Below are 12,770 nucleotides of genomic sequence, written 5' to 3'. Positions count from 1 at the left end.
GAACACGCCAAAGCGCTCACTAAACCATGGCGCTGCAGCCTGCATTGTATCTGTTCGTCGCTGCAATCCGCCCCTGGTTGGAGATGTGTGCTTGTACTCACAAACTTTATGATCTCAAGGAGCGTCTGACAGCAATCTGCATGCCCGGCTGGCCCCACGGCCGAAGGTCTCACGACATGAAAAGACCCGCCAGGCCAGTCGGGCAGGCGGGTCGTTTGTTACAGGGTCGGGGCGTCAGCGGGCCGGTCGGATCACCACGTAGTTGACCCACTCGCCGCGGCGCACGAGCAGCGTGACGGCCTTGTTCTTGTCGAGCTTGCCGACGACGGTGCCGAACTGCTTCGAGTCGGCGATCTCGGCGTTGTCGATCGACAGGATCACGTCGCCCTCGCGCAGGCCAGCCCGTGCCGCAGCGCCCTCGGCGGTGTCGACGCGCACGCCGCCGCGCACGCGCAGCTCTTTCTTCTGAGCATCGGTCAGGTCACTCACCACGAGGCCCAGGTGCGCCTTGCCAGCGGCCGACGAAGGCGCCTCGCCGGGCGTGGCACCGGCGCGCGGCTTGTCGGCCTCGAGCTCGGCCACCGTCACCGCCACGTCCTTGTAGCTGCCGCGCCGGAAGACCTGCAGCGTCACCTTGCTGCCCGGCTTGGCGGCGCCGATGATGCGCGGCAGGTCAACCGACTTGTCGACCCCCCGACCGTCGACCTTGACGATGATGTCCCCCGCCTCGATGCCCGCCTTCTCCGCCGGGGTAGCGGGCTCCACACCCTGCACCAGCGCGCCCACTGCCTTGCCCAGGCCGATCGATTCGGCCACTTCCTTGGTCACCGGCGCGATGCGCACACCGATGCGGCCGCGGATCACGCGCCCGGTCGTGCGCAGCTGGTCGGCGACGCGGATCGCCTCGTCGATCGGGATCGCGAACGAGATGCCGGCGTAGCCGCCCGACGGGCTGTAGATCTGCGAGTTGATGCCGACCACCTCGCCGCGCATGTTGATCAGCGGGCCGCCGGAGTTGCCGGGGTTGACCGCCACGTCGGTCTGGATGAAGGGCAGGAAGTCGCCGGTGTCGCGCTGCTTGGCGCTGACGATGCCGGCGGTCACGGTGTTCTCCAGGTTGAAGGGCGAGCCGATGGCCATCACCCACTCGCCGACCTTGAGCTTGTTGACGTCGCCGATCTTCACCGCCGGCAGCCCGGTGGCGTCGATCTTCACCACCGCCACGTCGGTGCGAGCATCGGCGCCGATGACCTTGGCCTTGAACTCACGCTTGTCGGTCAGGGTCACGATCAACTCGTCCGCGCCATCGACCACGTGGGCATTGGTCATCACGAAGCCGTCGGCACTCAGGATGAAGCCCGAGCCGACGCCGCGCCGCTGCGGCACATCCTCGTCGTCGTCGTTGTTTCCGCGCGGGCCGCGGTTGTTCGGCAAGGGGATGCCGAAGCGGCGGAAGAACTCTTCGAGGTTCGGGTCGACCTGCGCGCCGCCACGGCCGAGGTTCTTCGCCTTCTCGGTGGTGCGGATGTTGACCACCGAGGGCCCGGTCTGCTCGACCAAGTCGGTGAAATCGGGCAGTGCACGTGCCTGCGCCATGGCCGGCAGCGGCTGCAGCGCCGCGAAAGTGGCCGCCAGCGACAGCGCTGCGGCGGCGATCAAGCCGCGTGGCGCGCGGCGGCCGGCCATCGGGATGGCATGGGAATGCATGGGTTCTCCTTGAAGAACAGCAACGGGAAACTCGGAAAACACGGCGGCTCGCACCGTCTTTGGTCGCTAACGCTTGCGTTCGAGGGCCAGGACGAAACGCCTCAGGGTCTCGATGGGCACGTCGCCCATCACCGTGACCCATTGGTCGTCCCGCCGCGTGCGCAGCGTGTGGGTTGCGCCGATCGCGCCCGCGAACTCGGCTTGGTGCCGCTTGACGTCAAAAGGTTCGACGAAGAGCGACACGTGGGTGAGACCATCCGAGTAGATCGCCTGCAACACGACCGGCTCGGACGCGCCGCCGTTCGGGTCGAGCGAGCGTTTGGCGCATTGCACCGGCTTGAACCCCGCCGGCGGGTTGCTGAGTTGCCAGCCTTCGTTGTCCAGGCTCGTGGGCAGCACCGCAGGACGCAGCACCCGATACCCATCGAGGTGGCGCAACCGGTCAGTCACGATGGACAGGCGCGGCTTGACGCCGATCGCGATCTCGGAAAAGGCCGACCACTCGAGAAGCCGACCGTTGGGCGCGATGATGTCCGCCCGCAGCAGCAGGCCCGTCTGCCGCTCGGCCCACAGCCGCTGGCTGAAGCGCAGCGCGTCGCGAGCCTGCAGGACCACCACGTCGGCGTCGTAGCCGGCGACCCGCGCGGGGCCGGCGGGGCGCAGTTCGTACCACTCGAGGATGCGCTGCTCGGCGCTGGCCGGCAGGGCCGGGAACATCGTGCGGGCGTCGCGCTGCTCGACCTCGGCCACGCGTGTGCGCTGCCACAGCTTGTGCACGACGTCGTTGTGGCGCAGCACGGTGAGCGGCTCGCCTCCGAGCGCGTCGATGCGCTCGACCTGCTGGTCGGCGTCGGCGTAGTGGGCCACGCGCCAGACGGTGACCGAGTTGGCGTCGCTCGACACGAGCGTGCCCTCGTAATTGCGCAGACGCGCCGCCTCGTGCACCCGCAACAGCCAGGCGGCGGCGTCAACAACGCGGCCGGCAGGTTCGGACGCCCCATTCGCGGCCTGGGCCCAGCCCCAATGCGGCAGCAGGCAGGCCGCCGTCAGGCCGACGACCGAAGCTCGGCGCGCCCAGACGGCCCGGTGCTGTGTGTGTTCTCTTTCGGCAGCCGGCAAGCGAATCCCCACTGGTTCGGCTCTCAGCGACCGTCGGACGTGACGGCGACCTGGCGCACCCCGCCCGGCACGGCAAGGCTCGCCCCGCCGACAAACTGGCGGTGGGCGTTCAGATAGCGGTCCAGTTCGGGGTTGCGCAGCATGTCGCCCACCTGGGCCACACCCGAGGCGGCATCGTCCTGCGCGGGTGCGGGCAGGGCCGGCGTTGCGTCGACCAGCAGGGTCGCCGGTGCCGTCTGCGGCGACCGCGTGAAGTTCATCATCACCAGCGCACCGGTCACCATCACGCCCGCCGCCATCGCTGCCGGAGCGCCCCAGCGCAGGCGGCGGCCACCCGCCACCGCCACGGCGGGCGCCAGCCCCTCATCCGCCGGGCGTCCCCGCGCCGGCGCGAGCACCACCGGCTCGTCGGCCAGGCGGGCCCGCAAGGCCAGCAAGAAAGCCTGATCGTGCTCGACATCGCTGGCCAGGTCGTCGGAACGCATCACGTCGCCGATCCACTGGTAGGCATGCCAGCGCGCGCGCAGCGAGGGCTCGTCGCGCCATCGCTCGAAGCTGCGTTCGGCCTCGCCGGCATCGGCCTCGCCGTCGCACAGCGCCGACAACTGGATCAGGCCACGTAGGTTCGGATCGTCAACTGGGTGGGTCATGGGGCAACTCCGGGCTCGGCCGATTCGGTGCGGTCACCAGCGCTCGCCGTTGCGCGTGTCGAGCAGCGGTCGCAACCGCTGTGCGATCGCCTCGCGAGCGCGGAAAATCCGCGATCGCACTGTGCCGATCGGGCAATTCATCACATCCGCAATCTCTTCGTAGCTGAGGCCTTCGATCTCGCGCAGCGTGATCGCCTGCCGCAAATCCTCGGACAAGGCCTCGATGGCCGAATTGACCGTCGCCGCAATCTCCTTGCTGGCCAGCAAGGCGTCCGGCGTGGCCATGTCGCTTGGTTCCAAACCTCGGCGCGAAGTTTCGTCGTCGTCGTCGGAGCTTGCCATCGCCGCTTCTGTAACCAGCGGGTCGCGCTTGAGGTCGACCAGCGCCTTCTTCGCCGTGTTGACGGCGATGCGGTACAGCCACGTATAGAAGGCGCTGTCGCCGCGGAACTGCGGCAGCGCGCGGTAGGCACGGATGAAGGTCTCCTGGGCGATGTCGGGCACCAGATCCGTGTCGCGGACCATGCGGCCGATCAGGCGCTCGATGCGCCGCTGGTACTTGATGACCAGCATCTCGAAGGCGCGCACGTCGCCTTGCTTGACCCGCTCGACCAGCGCGGCGTCGACGTCGGGCCCGGCCGCCGTCATGTCGTCCCTCCGGCGGTCGGCACCGTCGCGCGCCGGGCGCGCGAGGGTTGCGCCAGCGCGACGCGCAGGCCATGCCACGCGGCGGGGCTGTCGCCGCGCTCCACGGCCAGCCAACGCGCCCGTGCGCCCGGCACGGGGGCGCGCAGCAACATCGCACGGCCGAGGTCGATCCGGACCGAGGGCGAAGCCAGGCGCGCAGCGACACCGGAGGCGGCCAGCAGTTCCCAGGCGGTGCCATCCCAGCGCAGGCAGCCGCCGGTTCGGCTGGCCAGCCACGCGCCCACGCGCGCGGCGCCCAGCGCGGCGGCGAGCACCAGCGGCACCAGGAGGACGTCGATGGCCGGAGAGGTCACGCGAGCCACGTGCAAATGCCAGGCGAGCCAGGCGATCGGCCCGGCCGCCGCCAGACCGGCCAGCCCGGCGGCCAGGCGGGCCCAGGCGCCATGTCGGGCAAGCGGGTAGGCCACCGGGGGCGCAGCGCGCATGCGGTGCGGGGCTGTGGCGACCCCGCCGGCCTCAGAGGCGGCCGAACACCAGCGTGCCGTTGGTGCCGCCGAAGCCAAAATTGTTCTTCACCGCCCGCTCGATCTTCATCTCGCGCGCAGTGTTGGCGCAGTAGTCCAGGTCGCACTCGGGATCCTGGTTGAAGATGTTGATCGTCGGCGGCGAAACCTGGTCGCGCAGCGCCAGCACGGTGAACACCGATTCGATGCCGCCGGCGCCGCCGAGCAGGTGGCCGGTCATCGACTTGGTGGAATTGACGACCAGCTTCTTCGCATGATCGCCGAACGCGAGCTTGATCGCGTTGGTCTCGTTCAGGTCACCCAACGGCGTCGAGGTGCCATGGGCATTCAGGTACTGGACCTGGTCGGCGTTGATGCCGGCGTTGCGCAGCGCCGCTTTCATCGAGCGCTTGGGGCCGTCGACGTTCGGCGCGGTCATGTGGTAGGCGTCGCCACCCATGCCGAACCCGAGCAGCTCGGCGTAGATCTTCGCGCCGCGTTTCTTCGCGTACTCGTACTCTTCGAGCACCAGCACGCCGGCACCCTCGCCCAGCACGAAGCCATCGCGGTCCTTGTCCCAGGGTCGGGATGCCGTTGCCGGATCGTCGTTGCGGGTCGACAGCGCGCGCGCCGAGGCGAAACCGCCGACGCCCAGCAGCGACACGGTCGCTTCGGCGCCGCCGGCGACCATCACGTCGACATCGCCATACTCGATCATGCGTGCCGCCTGGCCAATGCAGTGCAGGCCCGTGGTGCACGCGGTGACCACGGCCAGATTCGGGCCGGTGAAGCCGTAGCGGATCGCCAGATGGCCAGAGATCATGTTGATGATCGAGGCCGGCACGAAGAACGGCGAGATGCGGCGCGGCCCGCGTTCGAAAGCGAGCTTGGCCGTCGCCTCGATCTCCGGCAGGCCACCGATGCCCGAGCCGATCAGGCAGCCGATGCGCTCGGCCGTCTCCTCGGTCAGTTCATCGTTGGTCGGCAGGCCCGCGTCGCGCACCGCCTGGATGCCGGCTGCCATCCCGTAATGGATGAAGCTGTCCATGTGCTTGGCTTCCTTGCTCGAGATGTACTCCTCGAGAGGAAAGCCCTTCACCTCGCCGGCAAACCGGCAGCTGATGCCCGACGCGTCGAATCGGGTGATCGGGGCGATGCCAGAGCGCCCGGCCAGCAGGTTGGCCCAGCCTTCGGAAACGGTATTGCCGACCGGGCTGACAAGCCCAAGGCCGGTGATGACGACACGTCGACGGGTCATGCGTTGGGGGGATGCGGGTCGATGGCGGCCGTGCAGGCCAGGCGGCCGGGATGGCCGAGGTGGCCGTCCGGAACGGAGGTCGTCAGGCCTTGGCGTGCGCCTTGGCGTAGTCGATCGCCAACTGGACGGTGGTGATCTTCTCGGCTTCCTCGTCGGGGATCTCGATGCTGAACTCGTCTTCGAGGGCCATCACCAGCTCGACCGTGTCCAGCGAGTCGGCGCCCAGGTCGGCCACGAAGGCCTTCTCGTTGCTGACATCCGCTTCCGGAACACCGAGTTGCTCGGCAATGATCTTCTTGACGCGTGCTTCGATATCGCTCATGACTCCTCCAGGAGGTTGCGTAAAACGGGCCGGATTCTACGCTGGCAGGTGCCCAGCTCCGGCGGGGGTAATCAGGCCATGAACATGCCGCCGTTGACGTGCAGTTCAGTGCCGGTGACATAGCCTGCCTCAGGCGAGGCGAGGAAGGCGACGGCATGGGCAATCTCGCTCGGCTGGCCCAGGCGCTGCAGCGGAATCTGCTGCAGCAGCGCATTTTTCTGGGCTTCGGGGAGGCTGTCCGTCATGTCGGTGGCGATGAAGCCGGGAGCCACGCAGTTCACCGTGATCGAGCGGCTGCCCAGCTCACGGGCCAATGCACGTGCCATGCCAGCCACACCGGCCTTGGCCGCCGCATAGTTGGCCTGGCCCGGATTGCCCGAGGCGCCGACCACCGAGGTGATGTTGACGATGCGGCCGTAGCGCTGCTTCATCATCGGCCGCATCACGGCGCGCGACAGGCGGAAGACGGCCTTGAGATTGGTGTCGATCACGGCGTCCCAGTCTTCGTCCTTCATCCGCATCGCCAGCGTGTCGCGGGTGATACCGGCGTTATTGACGAGCACATGCAGCGCGCCATGCTCCTTGAGGATGGCGTCGACCAGCGCATCGACGCCGGCGGCATCATTGACGTTCAGATTCACACCCTTGCAGCCAGGGTGGGCGGCCAGGGCCTGGCTGATGGCGGCGGCGCCAGCATCGCTGGTGGCGGTTCCAATGACCTTCATGCCGCGGCCCGCCAGCTCTTGCGCGATGGCGCGGCCGATGCCGCGCGAGGCGCCGGTGACCAGGGCGACCTGGCCTTGCATGCTTGAATTTGTCTCGCTCATCCGAGCATCCCCTTCACGTCGGCCAGCGAGGCCGGATCGAACAGCGTGGCGCTCGCCGCCTCGGCATCGATGCGCTTGACCATGCCGGCCAGGACCTTGCCCGGCCCGCATTCGATGATGTGGGTCAGGCCACGCGCACGCAGCGCCTGCACCACCTCGACCCAGCGCACCGGGCCGAAAGCCTGGCGGTACAGCGCGTCGCGGATCGCATCGGGCTCGCTGACCGCCGCCACGTCGATGTTGTTGACCACGGCGATCGTCGGCGCGTGGACAGTCACCTCGGCCAGACGCGCCTTCAAGCGCTCCGCAGCCGGCTTCATCAGACTGGAATGGAACGGAGCGGACACCGGCAGCGGCAGCGCGCGCTTGGCGCCCTTGGCCTTCAGCACCTCGCAGCCCTTCTCGACACCGGCCTTGCTGCCGGCGATCACGGTCTGCTTCGGGTCGTTGAAGTTGACTGCCTCGACGACCTCGCCGCTGGACGCAGCCGCTTCTGCGCAGCCCGCGCGCACGGCGTCGGCATCGAGCCCGAGGATGGCGGCCATCGCGCCCTGCCCGACTGGCACGGCTTCCTGCATGGCCTGCGCCCGCAGCCGCACCAGCGGCAGGGCATCGGCCAGGCTCAAGGCCCCGGCGGCCACCAGCGCGGTGTATTCGCCCAGTGAATGGCCGGCGACCGCGGCCGGCGTCGCGCCGCCTTCGGCGAGCCACGCGCGGTAGCAGGCGATGCCGGCGGTCAGCATGACCGGCTGGGTGTTGGTGGTGAGGTCGAGCTGCTCCTTCGGGCCGGCGTGGATCAGCGCGCCGACGTCTTCGCCCAGCGCAGCCGACGCTTCGGCCAGCGTCTGGCGAACGGCCGGGTGGTCGCCCCAGGCGTCGAGCATGCCCACGGCCTGGGAGCCCTGGCCGGGAAAGACGAATGCGAACGAGGTCATCGAGACACCTTCAATGAGTCGAAAGAGCGCAGCGCCGAGCGGCCGGCTCAGAAGTCGATCAGCACGGCGCCCCAGGTGAAGCCGCCGCCGACGCCCTCGAGCATCAGCGTCTGGCCGCGCTGGATCTGGCCGCTGCGCACCGCATGGTCGAGCGCCAGCGGGATCGAGGCAGCGGACGTGTTGCCGTGCTCGTCGACCGTGACCACCACGCGCTCCGGCGGCAGCTTCAGCTTGCGCGCCGTGCCCTGCATGATGCGGATGTTGGCCTGGTGCGGAATCAGCCAGTCGATGTCTTCGGGTTGCCGGCCGGCAGCCTCGAGCACCTCGCGAGCGACCTCGTCGAGCACCTTGACGGCCAGCTTGAACACCGCCTGGCCGTCCATCTTCAGCAGCGGATCGCCCAGCACCTGGCCGCCGGACACGGTGCCCGGCGTGCACAGGATCTCCATGTGCTGGCCATCGGCATGCAACTTGGCGGCCAGGATGCCCGGCTCGGCCGAGGCCTCGAGGATCACCGCACCGGCGCCGTCGCCGAACAGCACGCAGGTGGTGCGGTCGTTGAAGTCGAGGATGCGGGAGAACACCTCGGCACCGATGATCAGTGCGCAGGTCGCGGCGCCTGAGCGGATCATCGCGTCGGCCACCGACAGCCCGTAGACGAAGCCCGAGCAGACGGCCTGCAGGTCGAATGCCGGGCAGCCCTGGATGCCGAGCTTGCGCTGGATGATGGTCGCGGTGGACGGGAACACCATGTCCGGCGTCGAGGTCGCGACGATGATCAGGTCCACGTCCTCGGCTGCCCGGCCGGCGGCTTCCAGCGCATGGCGTGCCGCGGCGGCCCCCAAGTCACTGGAGTTGACCGAGGCCTCGGCGAATCGCCGCGCGCGGATGCCGGTGCGCTCGACGATCCACTCATCGGAGGTCTCGATGCCCCGCGCGGCCAGTTGTGAAGCAAGTTCGGCGTTGCTCACGCGGTGCGGCGGCAGCATGCTGCCGGTACCGGTGATGCGGGCGTAGCGCTGAGGGGGGATGCGATCGGAAGAGGAAGAATTCATGCAGCAGGGCGCACCGGCTCGTCGTGAGACGGAGTGGACGACGTCCGCAGGGTCTCGACGATGCGCTCGTGCACCTGTTCGGGCAGGCGATGGCGAGCCGCATCATAAGCCCGGGCCAGCGCACGGCCGAATGCGAAGGCATCGGCCGAGCCATGGCTCTTGAAAACCAGGCCTTGCAGACCCAGCAGCGCGGCGCCGTTGTACCCACGCGGGTCGAAACGAGCGCGGAAATGCTTGAGCACCGGCAGCGCGGCAAGCGCGGCCAGCTTGGCCAGCCAGTGACGCTTGAACTCAGCCCGCAGGAAACCGGTGAGCATGTGGGCCAGGCCTTCGCTGGTCTTCAGCGCCACGTTGCCGACGAAACCGTCGCAGACGACGATGTCGACCGTGCCCTTGAAGATGTCGTTGCCCTCGACGTTGCCGTGGTAGTTGAGCTGCCCGGCCGCGGCCGCGGCGCGCAGCAACTCGCCAGCCTGCTTGATGGTCTCGCTGCCCTTGATCGCTTCGGCACCGATGTTCAACAGGCCCACGCTGGGCTCGAGGTTGCCTTCGACAGCCGCGACGAGCGCACTGCCCATCACCGCGAATTGCAGGAAGTGCTCTGCAGTGCAGTCGACGTTGGCGCCCAGGTCGAGCATCGTCGTGAAGCCGGGCCGTTCGTTCGGAATGACCGAGGCAATCGCCGGCCGGTCGATGCCGTCGACCGTCTTCAGCACGTAGCGCGAGATGGCCATCAGCGCGCCGGTGTTACCGGCGGAAACGGCCACGTCAGCCTTGGCGCGACCCGCTGGATCGAGCTTGAGCTGGTTGATCGCGACCCGCATCGACGAGTCTTTCTTGCGCCGCAGGGCGACTTCGAGCGGGTCGTCCATCGCGACAATCTCGGTCGCCGGCACGAGCGTGCAGCGCGGCCAATTCGCCGCCGGTGCGAGCGCATCGGCGGTGCCAACCAGCAGGAGTTCGGCCTGGGGATGGGTCGCAAGGAATTCCTTGCAGGCAGGCAGCGTCACCGACGGCCCGTGGTCACCGCCCATGCAGTCGACGGCGACGCGGACCCGATCGAGGGGCGTCAAAGGAAGTGCGTGCGACACGTTCTGGAATGGCAAATGCCGCAGTCTGGGCTGCGGCATTGTGTTCGATTCTCGATGGGGGCAGGCACGCGCCGACCCGGCCGGAGCTCGGAAGATCAGGCGTCGGCCTTGGTCTTCAGCACCTTGCGACCACGGTAGAAACCGGTCGGGCTGATGTGGTGGCGCAGGTGCACTTCACCGGTGGTCGGCTCGATCGCGGTGCCCGGCTGGGCCAGCGCGTTGTGCGAACGGTGCATGCCGCGCTTGGACGGCGACTTCTTGTTTTGCTGGACAGCCATGGAACGCTCCTGGGGCACCGGCCGCACCGGTGCAGGGTGCCCGGCACACCAGCACTAGGACTACGCACTAGGGCTAAGGCGCTCGAGCAAGGTCAAGATGGGACACGAACTCCCGGAAAGCGTGGGCGAGCCAAAGGCGCCAGCCAGATCCGGGAAAGCCTGAAAGTATAACACCCCTGACCGCTTCAGGCACCGGGTTTCTTCTTGAGCTTCTCCAGCGCCGCAAACGGATGCGGACGTTCCGGCGTCGGCGACTCGGCCGCCTCGCTGCCCATCGGCAGAGGCTGCGGGCATTCTTCGTGGCGCGGGACCAGCGGCAACGCCAGCAGCAGTTCGTCTTCGACCAGCTCGCGCAGATCCGTCTGGCGCTCGAGCTCGAGCACGTCGTCTTCGAGCTCGGCATCCAGCGCCTCGGCCTGCGCCGGGTCGCGCACGAAACGGAACCAGTGGTCCAGATCCAGCGGCACGGCCATCGGCCCCAGGCACCGCTGGCAGCGCATGCTGACGCAGGCCTGTGCGGTCAGGTGCAGCCAGATCTCGGGTTCGCTCCCCGTGACCGGCCGCAACTCGGCTTCGGCCTGCCAGTGGATCGTCGCGTCGGGCGGCTCGGCCCCGAGAACCGAGCCAGCCAGGCGATCGAGTGCATCCAGCGGCCACTCGCCAGCCAGTTCACCGCCGGCGGCAGCGAACGAGGCCACGTCGAGGCGGCGCGGATCGGTCGGTTTGGTAGCCATGGCAGGCAGTTTAAGCCGCCGTTCCCCCCTCCAGGGCCGATGGGACAATCCGGCCCATGCCCCCACTTCAGCCCGACGCATCACCACGCCTGATCCTCGGCTCGACCTCGCGTTACCGCCGCGAGTTGCTCGAACGGCTGCGCCTGCCCTTCGCGGTGAGCGCGCCGCAGGTCGACGAATCGCCGCGGCCCGACGAATTGCCGGCCGCGCTGGCGCAAAGATTGGCGCTGGCCAAGGCGCGCGCCGTGGCCGAGGGGCTGACCGACGACGCGGTGGTGATCGGCTCGGACCAGGTCGCCGACGTGGACGGTGAGCCGATCGGCAAGCCCGGCACGCACGAGCGCGCGGTCGCACAGCTGCGCCGCATGAGCGGGCGGACGATTGTGTTCCAGACCGCCGTCGCCGTGGTGCGCCGGTCGACCGGCTTCGAGCAGGCTGCGCTGGCGCCGGTGCGGGTGCGCTTTCGCGACCTGCGCGACGACGAGATCGAGCACTACCTGCGGCTGGAGCAGCCATACGACTGCGCCGGCAGCGCCAAGTGCGAGACGCTGGGCATCGCGTTGCTGGCCGCGATCGAATCCGACGATCCGACAGCGCTGGTCGGCCTGCCGCTGATCCGCACCTGCGAATTGCTCCGCCGGGCCGGGCTGGACCCGCTGAACGCCGGCTCGGCCAATTCATGAGCGACCCCACCGCCGCCACCGGCCGGCTTGTGCTGGTGCCAAACACCCTCGATCTCGGCACCACGCCCGAGCCGATCGACACGGTGCTGAGCCCCCACGCGCTGCGCCGCGCGGCCGGCCTGCGGCACTGGGTGGTCGAGAGCGCAAAGACGGCGCGCGCCTTCCTCAAACGGGTCGACGCCTTGGTGCCGCTGGCCACTCCTTTGCAGGCACTTTCGATGCACGAGCTGCCGCGCCCGCGCAAGGGCGGCACCGGCGTCGTGAGCGCCGAAGAATGGACGGTGCTGCTCGCGCCGGCCCTGGCGGGGCACGATATCGGCCTGCTGTCGGATGCGGGGCTGCCTGCTGTGGCCGACCCGGGCGCCGGGCTGGTGGCAGCGGCCCACGCGTCGGGTCTGACCATCGAGCCACTCGCAGGCGCGAGCTCGCTGACGCTGGCGCTGGCCGCCAGCGGCCTGAATGGCCAGCGCTTCGCCTTCGAAGGTTATCTGCCGCAAAACGCCGCCGAGCGCCAGCATCGCGTGCGCGAACTCGAGCAACGTTCGCGTCGCGAGGGCCAGACCCAGCTGGTGATCGAGACGCCCTACCGCAACGAGGCGCTGCTGCAGGCCTTGTGCCAACAATTGCAGCCCGATACGCGCCTGTCGGTGGCCTGCGGCCTCACGTCGGCAGCCGGCTGGTGCCGCACGCTGACGGTGGCGGCGTGGCGGCGCGAGTTGCAGGCGGCGGGACGAGCCCCGATGCCGGACACCCTGCCCGCGGTGTTTCTGTGGCTCGCCGCCGGCTGAACGCCGACCCGTTTTCAGGCGCCGCCGGCGAGCCAGCGCCCCGCCGCGATCCCCACCGCGTCGGCCAGCACATCGGCCAGCGAAGATTCGCGATACGGCGTCAGCGCTTGCAGCAACTCGATGCCGACCCCGAAGGCCAGCAAGGCCAGGGCCAGCGCCCAGGTGGGCTGCA

Annotated in this window: 16 protein-coding genes; 2 read left to right on the top strand and 14 right to left on the bottom strand. The window is 68.9% G+C overall.

Features of this window, described 5'->3' with window-relative positions:
* Nucleotides 1–234 precede the first annotated feature (234 nt).
* From VJ693_RS09470 to VJ693_RS09410, 13 genes are all read right to left on the bottom strand, one after another.
* The gene (locus VJ693_RS09470) at nt 235–1,707 is read right to left on the bottom strand and encodes a DegQ family serine endoprotease (protein ID WP_324153556.1); all 1,473 of its coding nucleotides are present in this window, start codon (nt 1,705–1,707) and stop codon (nt 235–237) included.
* 66 nt (nt 1,708–1,773) lie between these two features.
* Nucleotides 1,774–2,826: a MucB/RseB C-terminal domain-containing protein gene (locus tag VJ693_RS09465; protein ID WP_324153554.1), complete on the bottom strand. Its 1,053-nt coding sequence runs from the start codon at nt 2,824–2,826 to the stop codon at nt 1,774–1,776.
* Between the two features lie 23 nt (nt 2,827–2,849).
* The gene (locus tag VJ693_RS09460; protein WP_324153552.1) at nt 2,850–3,476 is read right to left on the bottom strand and encodes a sigma-E factor negative regulatory protein; all 627 of its coding nucleotides are present in this window, start codon (nt 3,474–3,476) and stop codon (nt 2,850–2,852) included.
* 33 nt (nt 3,477–3,509) lie between these two features.
* On the bottom strand, nt 3,510–4,124 hold the full coding sequence (gene rpoE / locus VJ693_RS09455) for an RNA polymerase sigma factor RpoE (protein WP_324153550.1): 615 nt from the start codon (nt 4,122–4,124) through the stop codon (nt 3,510–3,512).
* Nucleotides 4,121–4,609 (bottom strand): hypothetical protein, encoded by a 489-nt coding sequence (locus tag VJ693_RS09450; protein WP_324153549.1) that lies wholly within the window; start codon nt 4,607–4,609, stop codon nt 4,121–4,123. The genes rpoE and VJ693_RS09450 overlap by 4 nt, the downstream gene beginning before the upstream one ends.
* Nucleotides 4,610–4,640: 31 nt before the next feature.
* A complete protein-coding gene (gene fabF, locus VJ693_RS09445; RefSeq protein WP_324153548.1) occupies nt 4,641–5,885 on the bottom strand; it encodes a beta-ketoacyl-ACP synthase II in 1,245 nt (414 codons plus the stop codon).
* 82 nt (nt 5,886–5,967) lie between these two features.
* On the bottom strand, nt 5,968–6,207 hold the full coding sequence (gene acpP, locus VJ693_RS09440) for an acyl carrier protein (protein ID WP_324153546.1): 240 nt from the start codon (nt 6,205–6,207) through the stop codon (nt 5,968–5,970).
* A gap of 71 nt (nt 6,208–6,278) precedes the next feature.
* Complete coding sequence (fabG, locus tag VJ693_RS09435; RefSeq protein ID WP_414652249.1) at nt 6,279–7,013, bottom strand: 3-oxoacyl-ACP reductase FabG; 735 nt, start codon at nt 7,011–7,013, stop codon at nt 6,279–6,281.
* Nucleotides 7,014–7,030: 17 nt separating this feature from the next.
* A complete protein-coding gene (fabD, locus tag VJ693_RS09430; RefSeq protein WP_324153543.1) occupies nt 7,031–7,969 on the bottom strand; it encodes an ACP S-malonyltransferase in 939 nt (312 codons plus the stop codon).
* A 47-nt stretch (nt 7,970–8,016) separates the two neighbouring features.
* Nucleotides 8,017–9,024 (bottom strand): beta-ketoacyl-ACP synthase III, encoded by a 1,008-nt coding sequence (locus tag VJ693_RS09425; protein ID WP_324153542.1) that lies wholly within the window; start codon nt 9,022–9,024, stop codon nt 8,017–8,019.
* Complete coding sequence (gene plsX, locus VJ693_RS09420) at nt 9,021–10,097, bottom strand: phosphate acyltransferase PlsX (protein ID WP_324153540.1); 1,077 nt, start codon at nt 10,095–10,097, stop codon at nt 9,021–9,023. Before plsX ends, VJ693_RS09425 begins: the two co-directional genes overlap by 4 nt.
* Nucleotides 10,098–10,210: 113 nt before the next feature.
* A complete protein-coding gene (gene rpmF / locus VJ693_RS09415) occupies nt 10,211–10,393 on the bottom strand; it encodes a 50S ribosomal protein L32 (protein ID WP_324153539.1) in 183 nt (60 codons plus the stop codon).
* A 185-nt stretch (nt 10,394–10,578) separates the two neighbouring features.
* Nucleotides 10,579–11,127, bottom strand: coding sequence for a DUF177 domain-containing protein (locus tag VJ693_RS09410; RefSeq protein WP_324153538.1), 549 nt, complete (start codon nt 11,125–11,127; stop codon nt 10,579–10,581).
* 56 nt (nt 11,128–11,183) lie between these two features.
* Between VJ693_RS09410 and VJ693_RS09405 the strand changes: the two genes are divergently transcribed.
* Together VJ693_RS09405 and VJ693_RS09400 are read left to right on the top strand one after the other, a co-directional pair.
* Nucleotides 11,184–11,810, top strand: a complete 627-nt coding sequence (locus tag VJ693_RS09405) for a Maf family nucleotide pyrophosphatase (RefSeq protein WP_324153536.1) — start codon at nt 11,184–11,186, stop codon at nt 11,808–11,810.
* Nucleotides 11,807–12,598 carry an SAM-dependent methyltransferase gene (locus VJ693_RS09400; RefSeq protein WP_324153535.1) on the top strand — a complete coding sequence of 264 codons (792 nt, stop codon included), beginning with the start codon at nt 11,807–11,809 and terminating at the stop codon, nt 12,596–12,598. The genes VJ693_RS09405 and VJ693_RS09400 overlap by 4 nt, the downstream gene beginning before the upstream one ends.
* A gap of 14 nt (nt 12,599–12,612) precedes the next feature.
* Here the strand turns inward: VJ693_RS09400 and VJ693_RS09395 are convergent, their stop codons facing one another.
* Entirely contained in the window at nt 12,613–12,747 is a 135-nt protein-coding gene (locus VJ693_RS09395) for a hypothetical protein (RefSeq protein WP_324153585.1), read from the bottom strand.
* Nucleotides 12,748–12,770: the final 23 nt, after the last annotated feature.

The organism is Ideonella sp. (assembly GCF_035254525.1).
Classification (GTDB): domain Bacteria; phylum Pseudomonadota; class Gammaproteobacteria; order Burkholderiales; family Burkholderiaceae_C; genus Ideonella.
The sequence above is the reverse complement of the archived record's forward strand: the minus strand, read 5'-3'. Positions and strand labels throughout refer to the sequence as shown.

Bases quoted from the DNA above. Each gene is read 5' to 3' on its own strand.
- acpP (WP_324153546.1), bottom strand. From the start codon at position 6,207: ATGAGCGATATCGAAGCACGCGTCAAGAAGATCATTGCCGAGCAACTC.
- fabG (WP_414652249.1), bottom strand. From the start codon at position 7,013: ATGCAAGGCCAGGTCGCCCTGGTCACCGGCGCCTCGCGCGGCATCGGC.
- rpoE (WP_324153550.1), bottom strand. From the start codon at position 4,124: ATGACGGCGGCCGGGCCCGACGTCGACGCCGCGCTGGTCGAGCGGGTC.
- VJ693_RS09470 (WP_324153556.1), bottom strand. From the start codon at position 1,707: ATGCATTCCCATGCCATCCCGATGGCCGGCCGCCGCGCGCCACGCGGC.
- VJ693_RS09425 (WP_324153542.1), bottom strand. From the start codon at position 9,024: ATGAATTCTTCCTCTTCCGATCGCATCCCCCCTCAGCGCTACGCCCGC.
- rpmF (WP_324153539.1), bottom strand. From the start codon at position 10,393: ATGGCTGTCCAGCAAAACAAGAAGTCGCCGTCCAAGCGCGGCATGCAC.
- fabD (WP_324153543.1), bottom strand. From the start codon at position 7,969: ATGACCTCGTTCGCATTCGTCTTTCCCGGCCAGGGCTCCCAGGCCGTG.
- fabF (WP_324153548.1), bottom strand. From the start codon at position 5,885: ATGACCCGTCGACGTGTCGTCATCACCGGCCTTGGGCTTGTCAGCCCG.
- VJ693_RS09405 (WP_324153536.1), top strand. From the start codon at position 11,184: ATGCCCCCACTTCAGCCCGACGCATCACCACGCCTGATCCTCGGCTCG.
- VJ693_RS09460 (WP_324153552.1), bottom strand. From the start codon at position 3,476: ATGACCCACCCAGTTGACGATCCGAACCTACGTGGCCTGATCCAGTTG.
- VJ693_RS09400 (WP_324153535.1), top strand. From the start codon at position 11,807: ATGAGCGACCCCACCGCCGCCACCGGCCGGCTTGTGCTGGTGCCAAAC.
- VJ693_RS09410 (WP_324153538.1), bottom strand. From the start codon at position 11,127: ATGGCTACCAAACCGACCGATCCGCGCCGCCTCGACGTGGCCTCGTTC.
- VJ693_RS09450 (WP_324153549.1), bottom strand. From the start codon at position 4,609: ATGCGCGCTGCGCCCCCGGTGGCCTACCCGCTTGCCCGACATGGCGCC.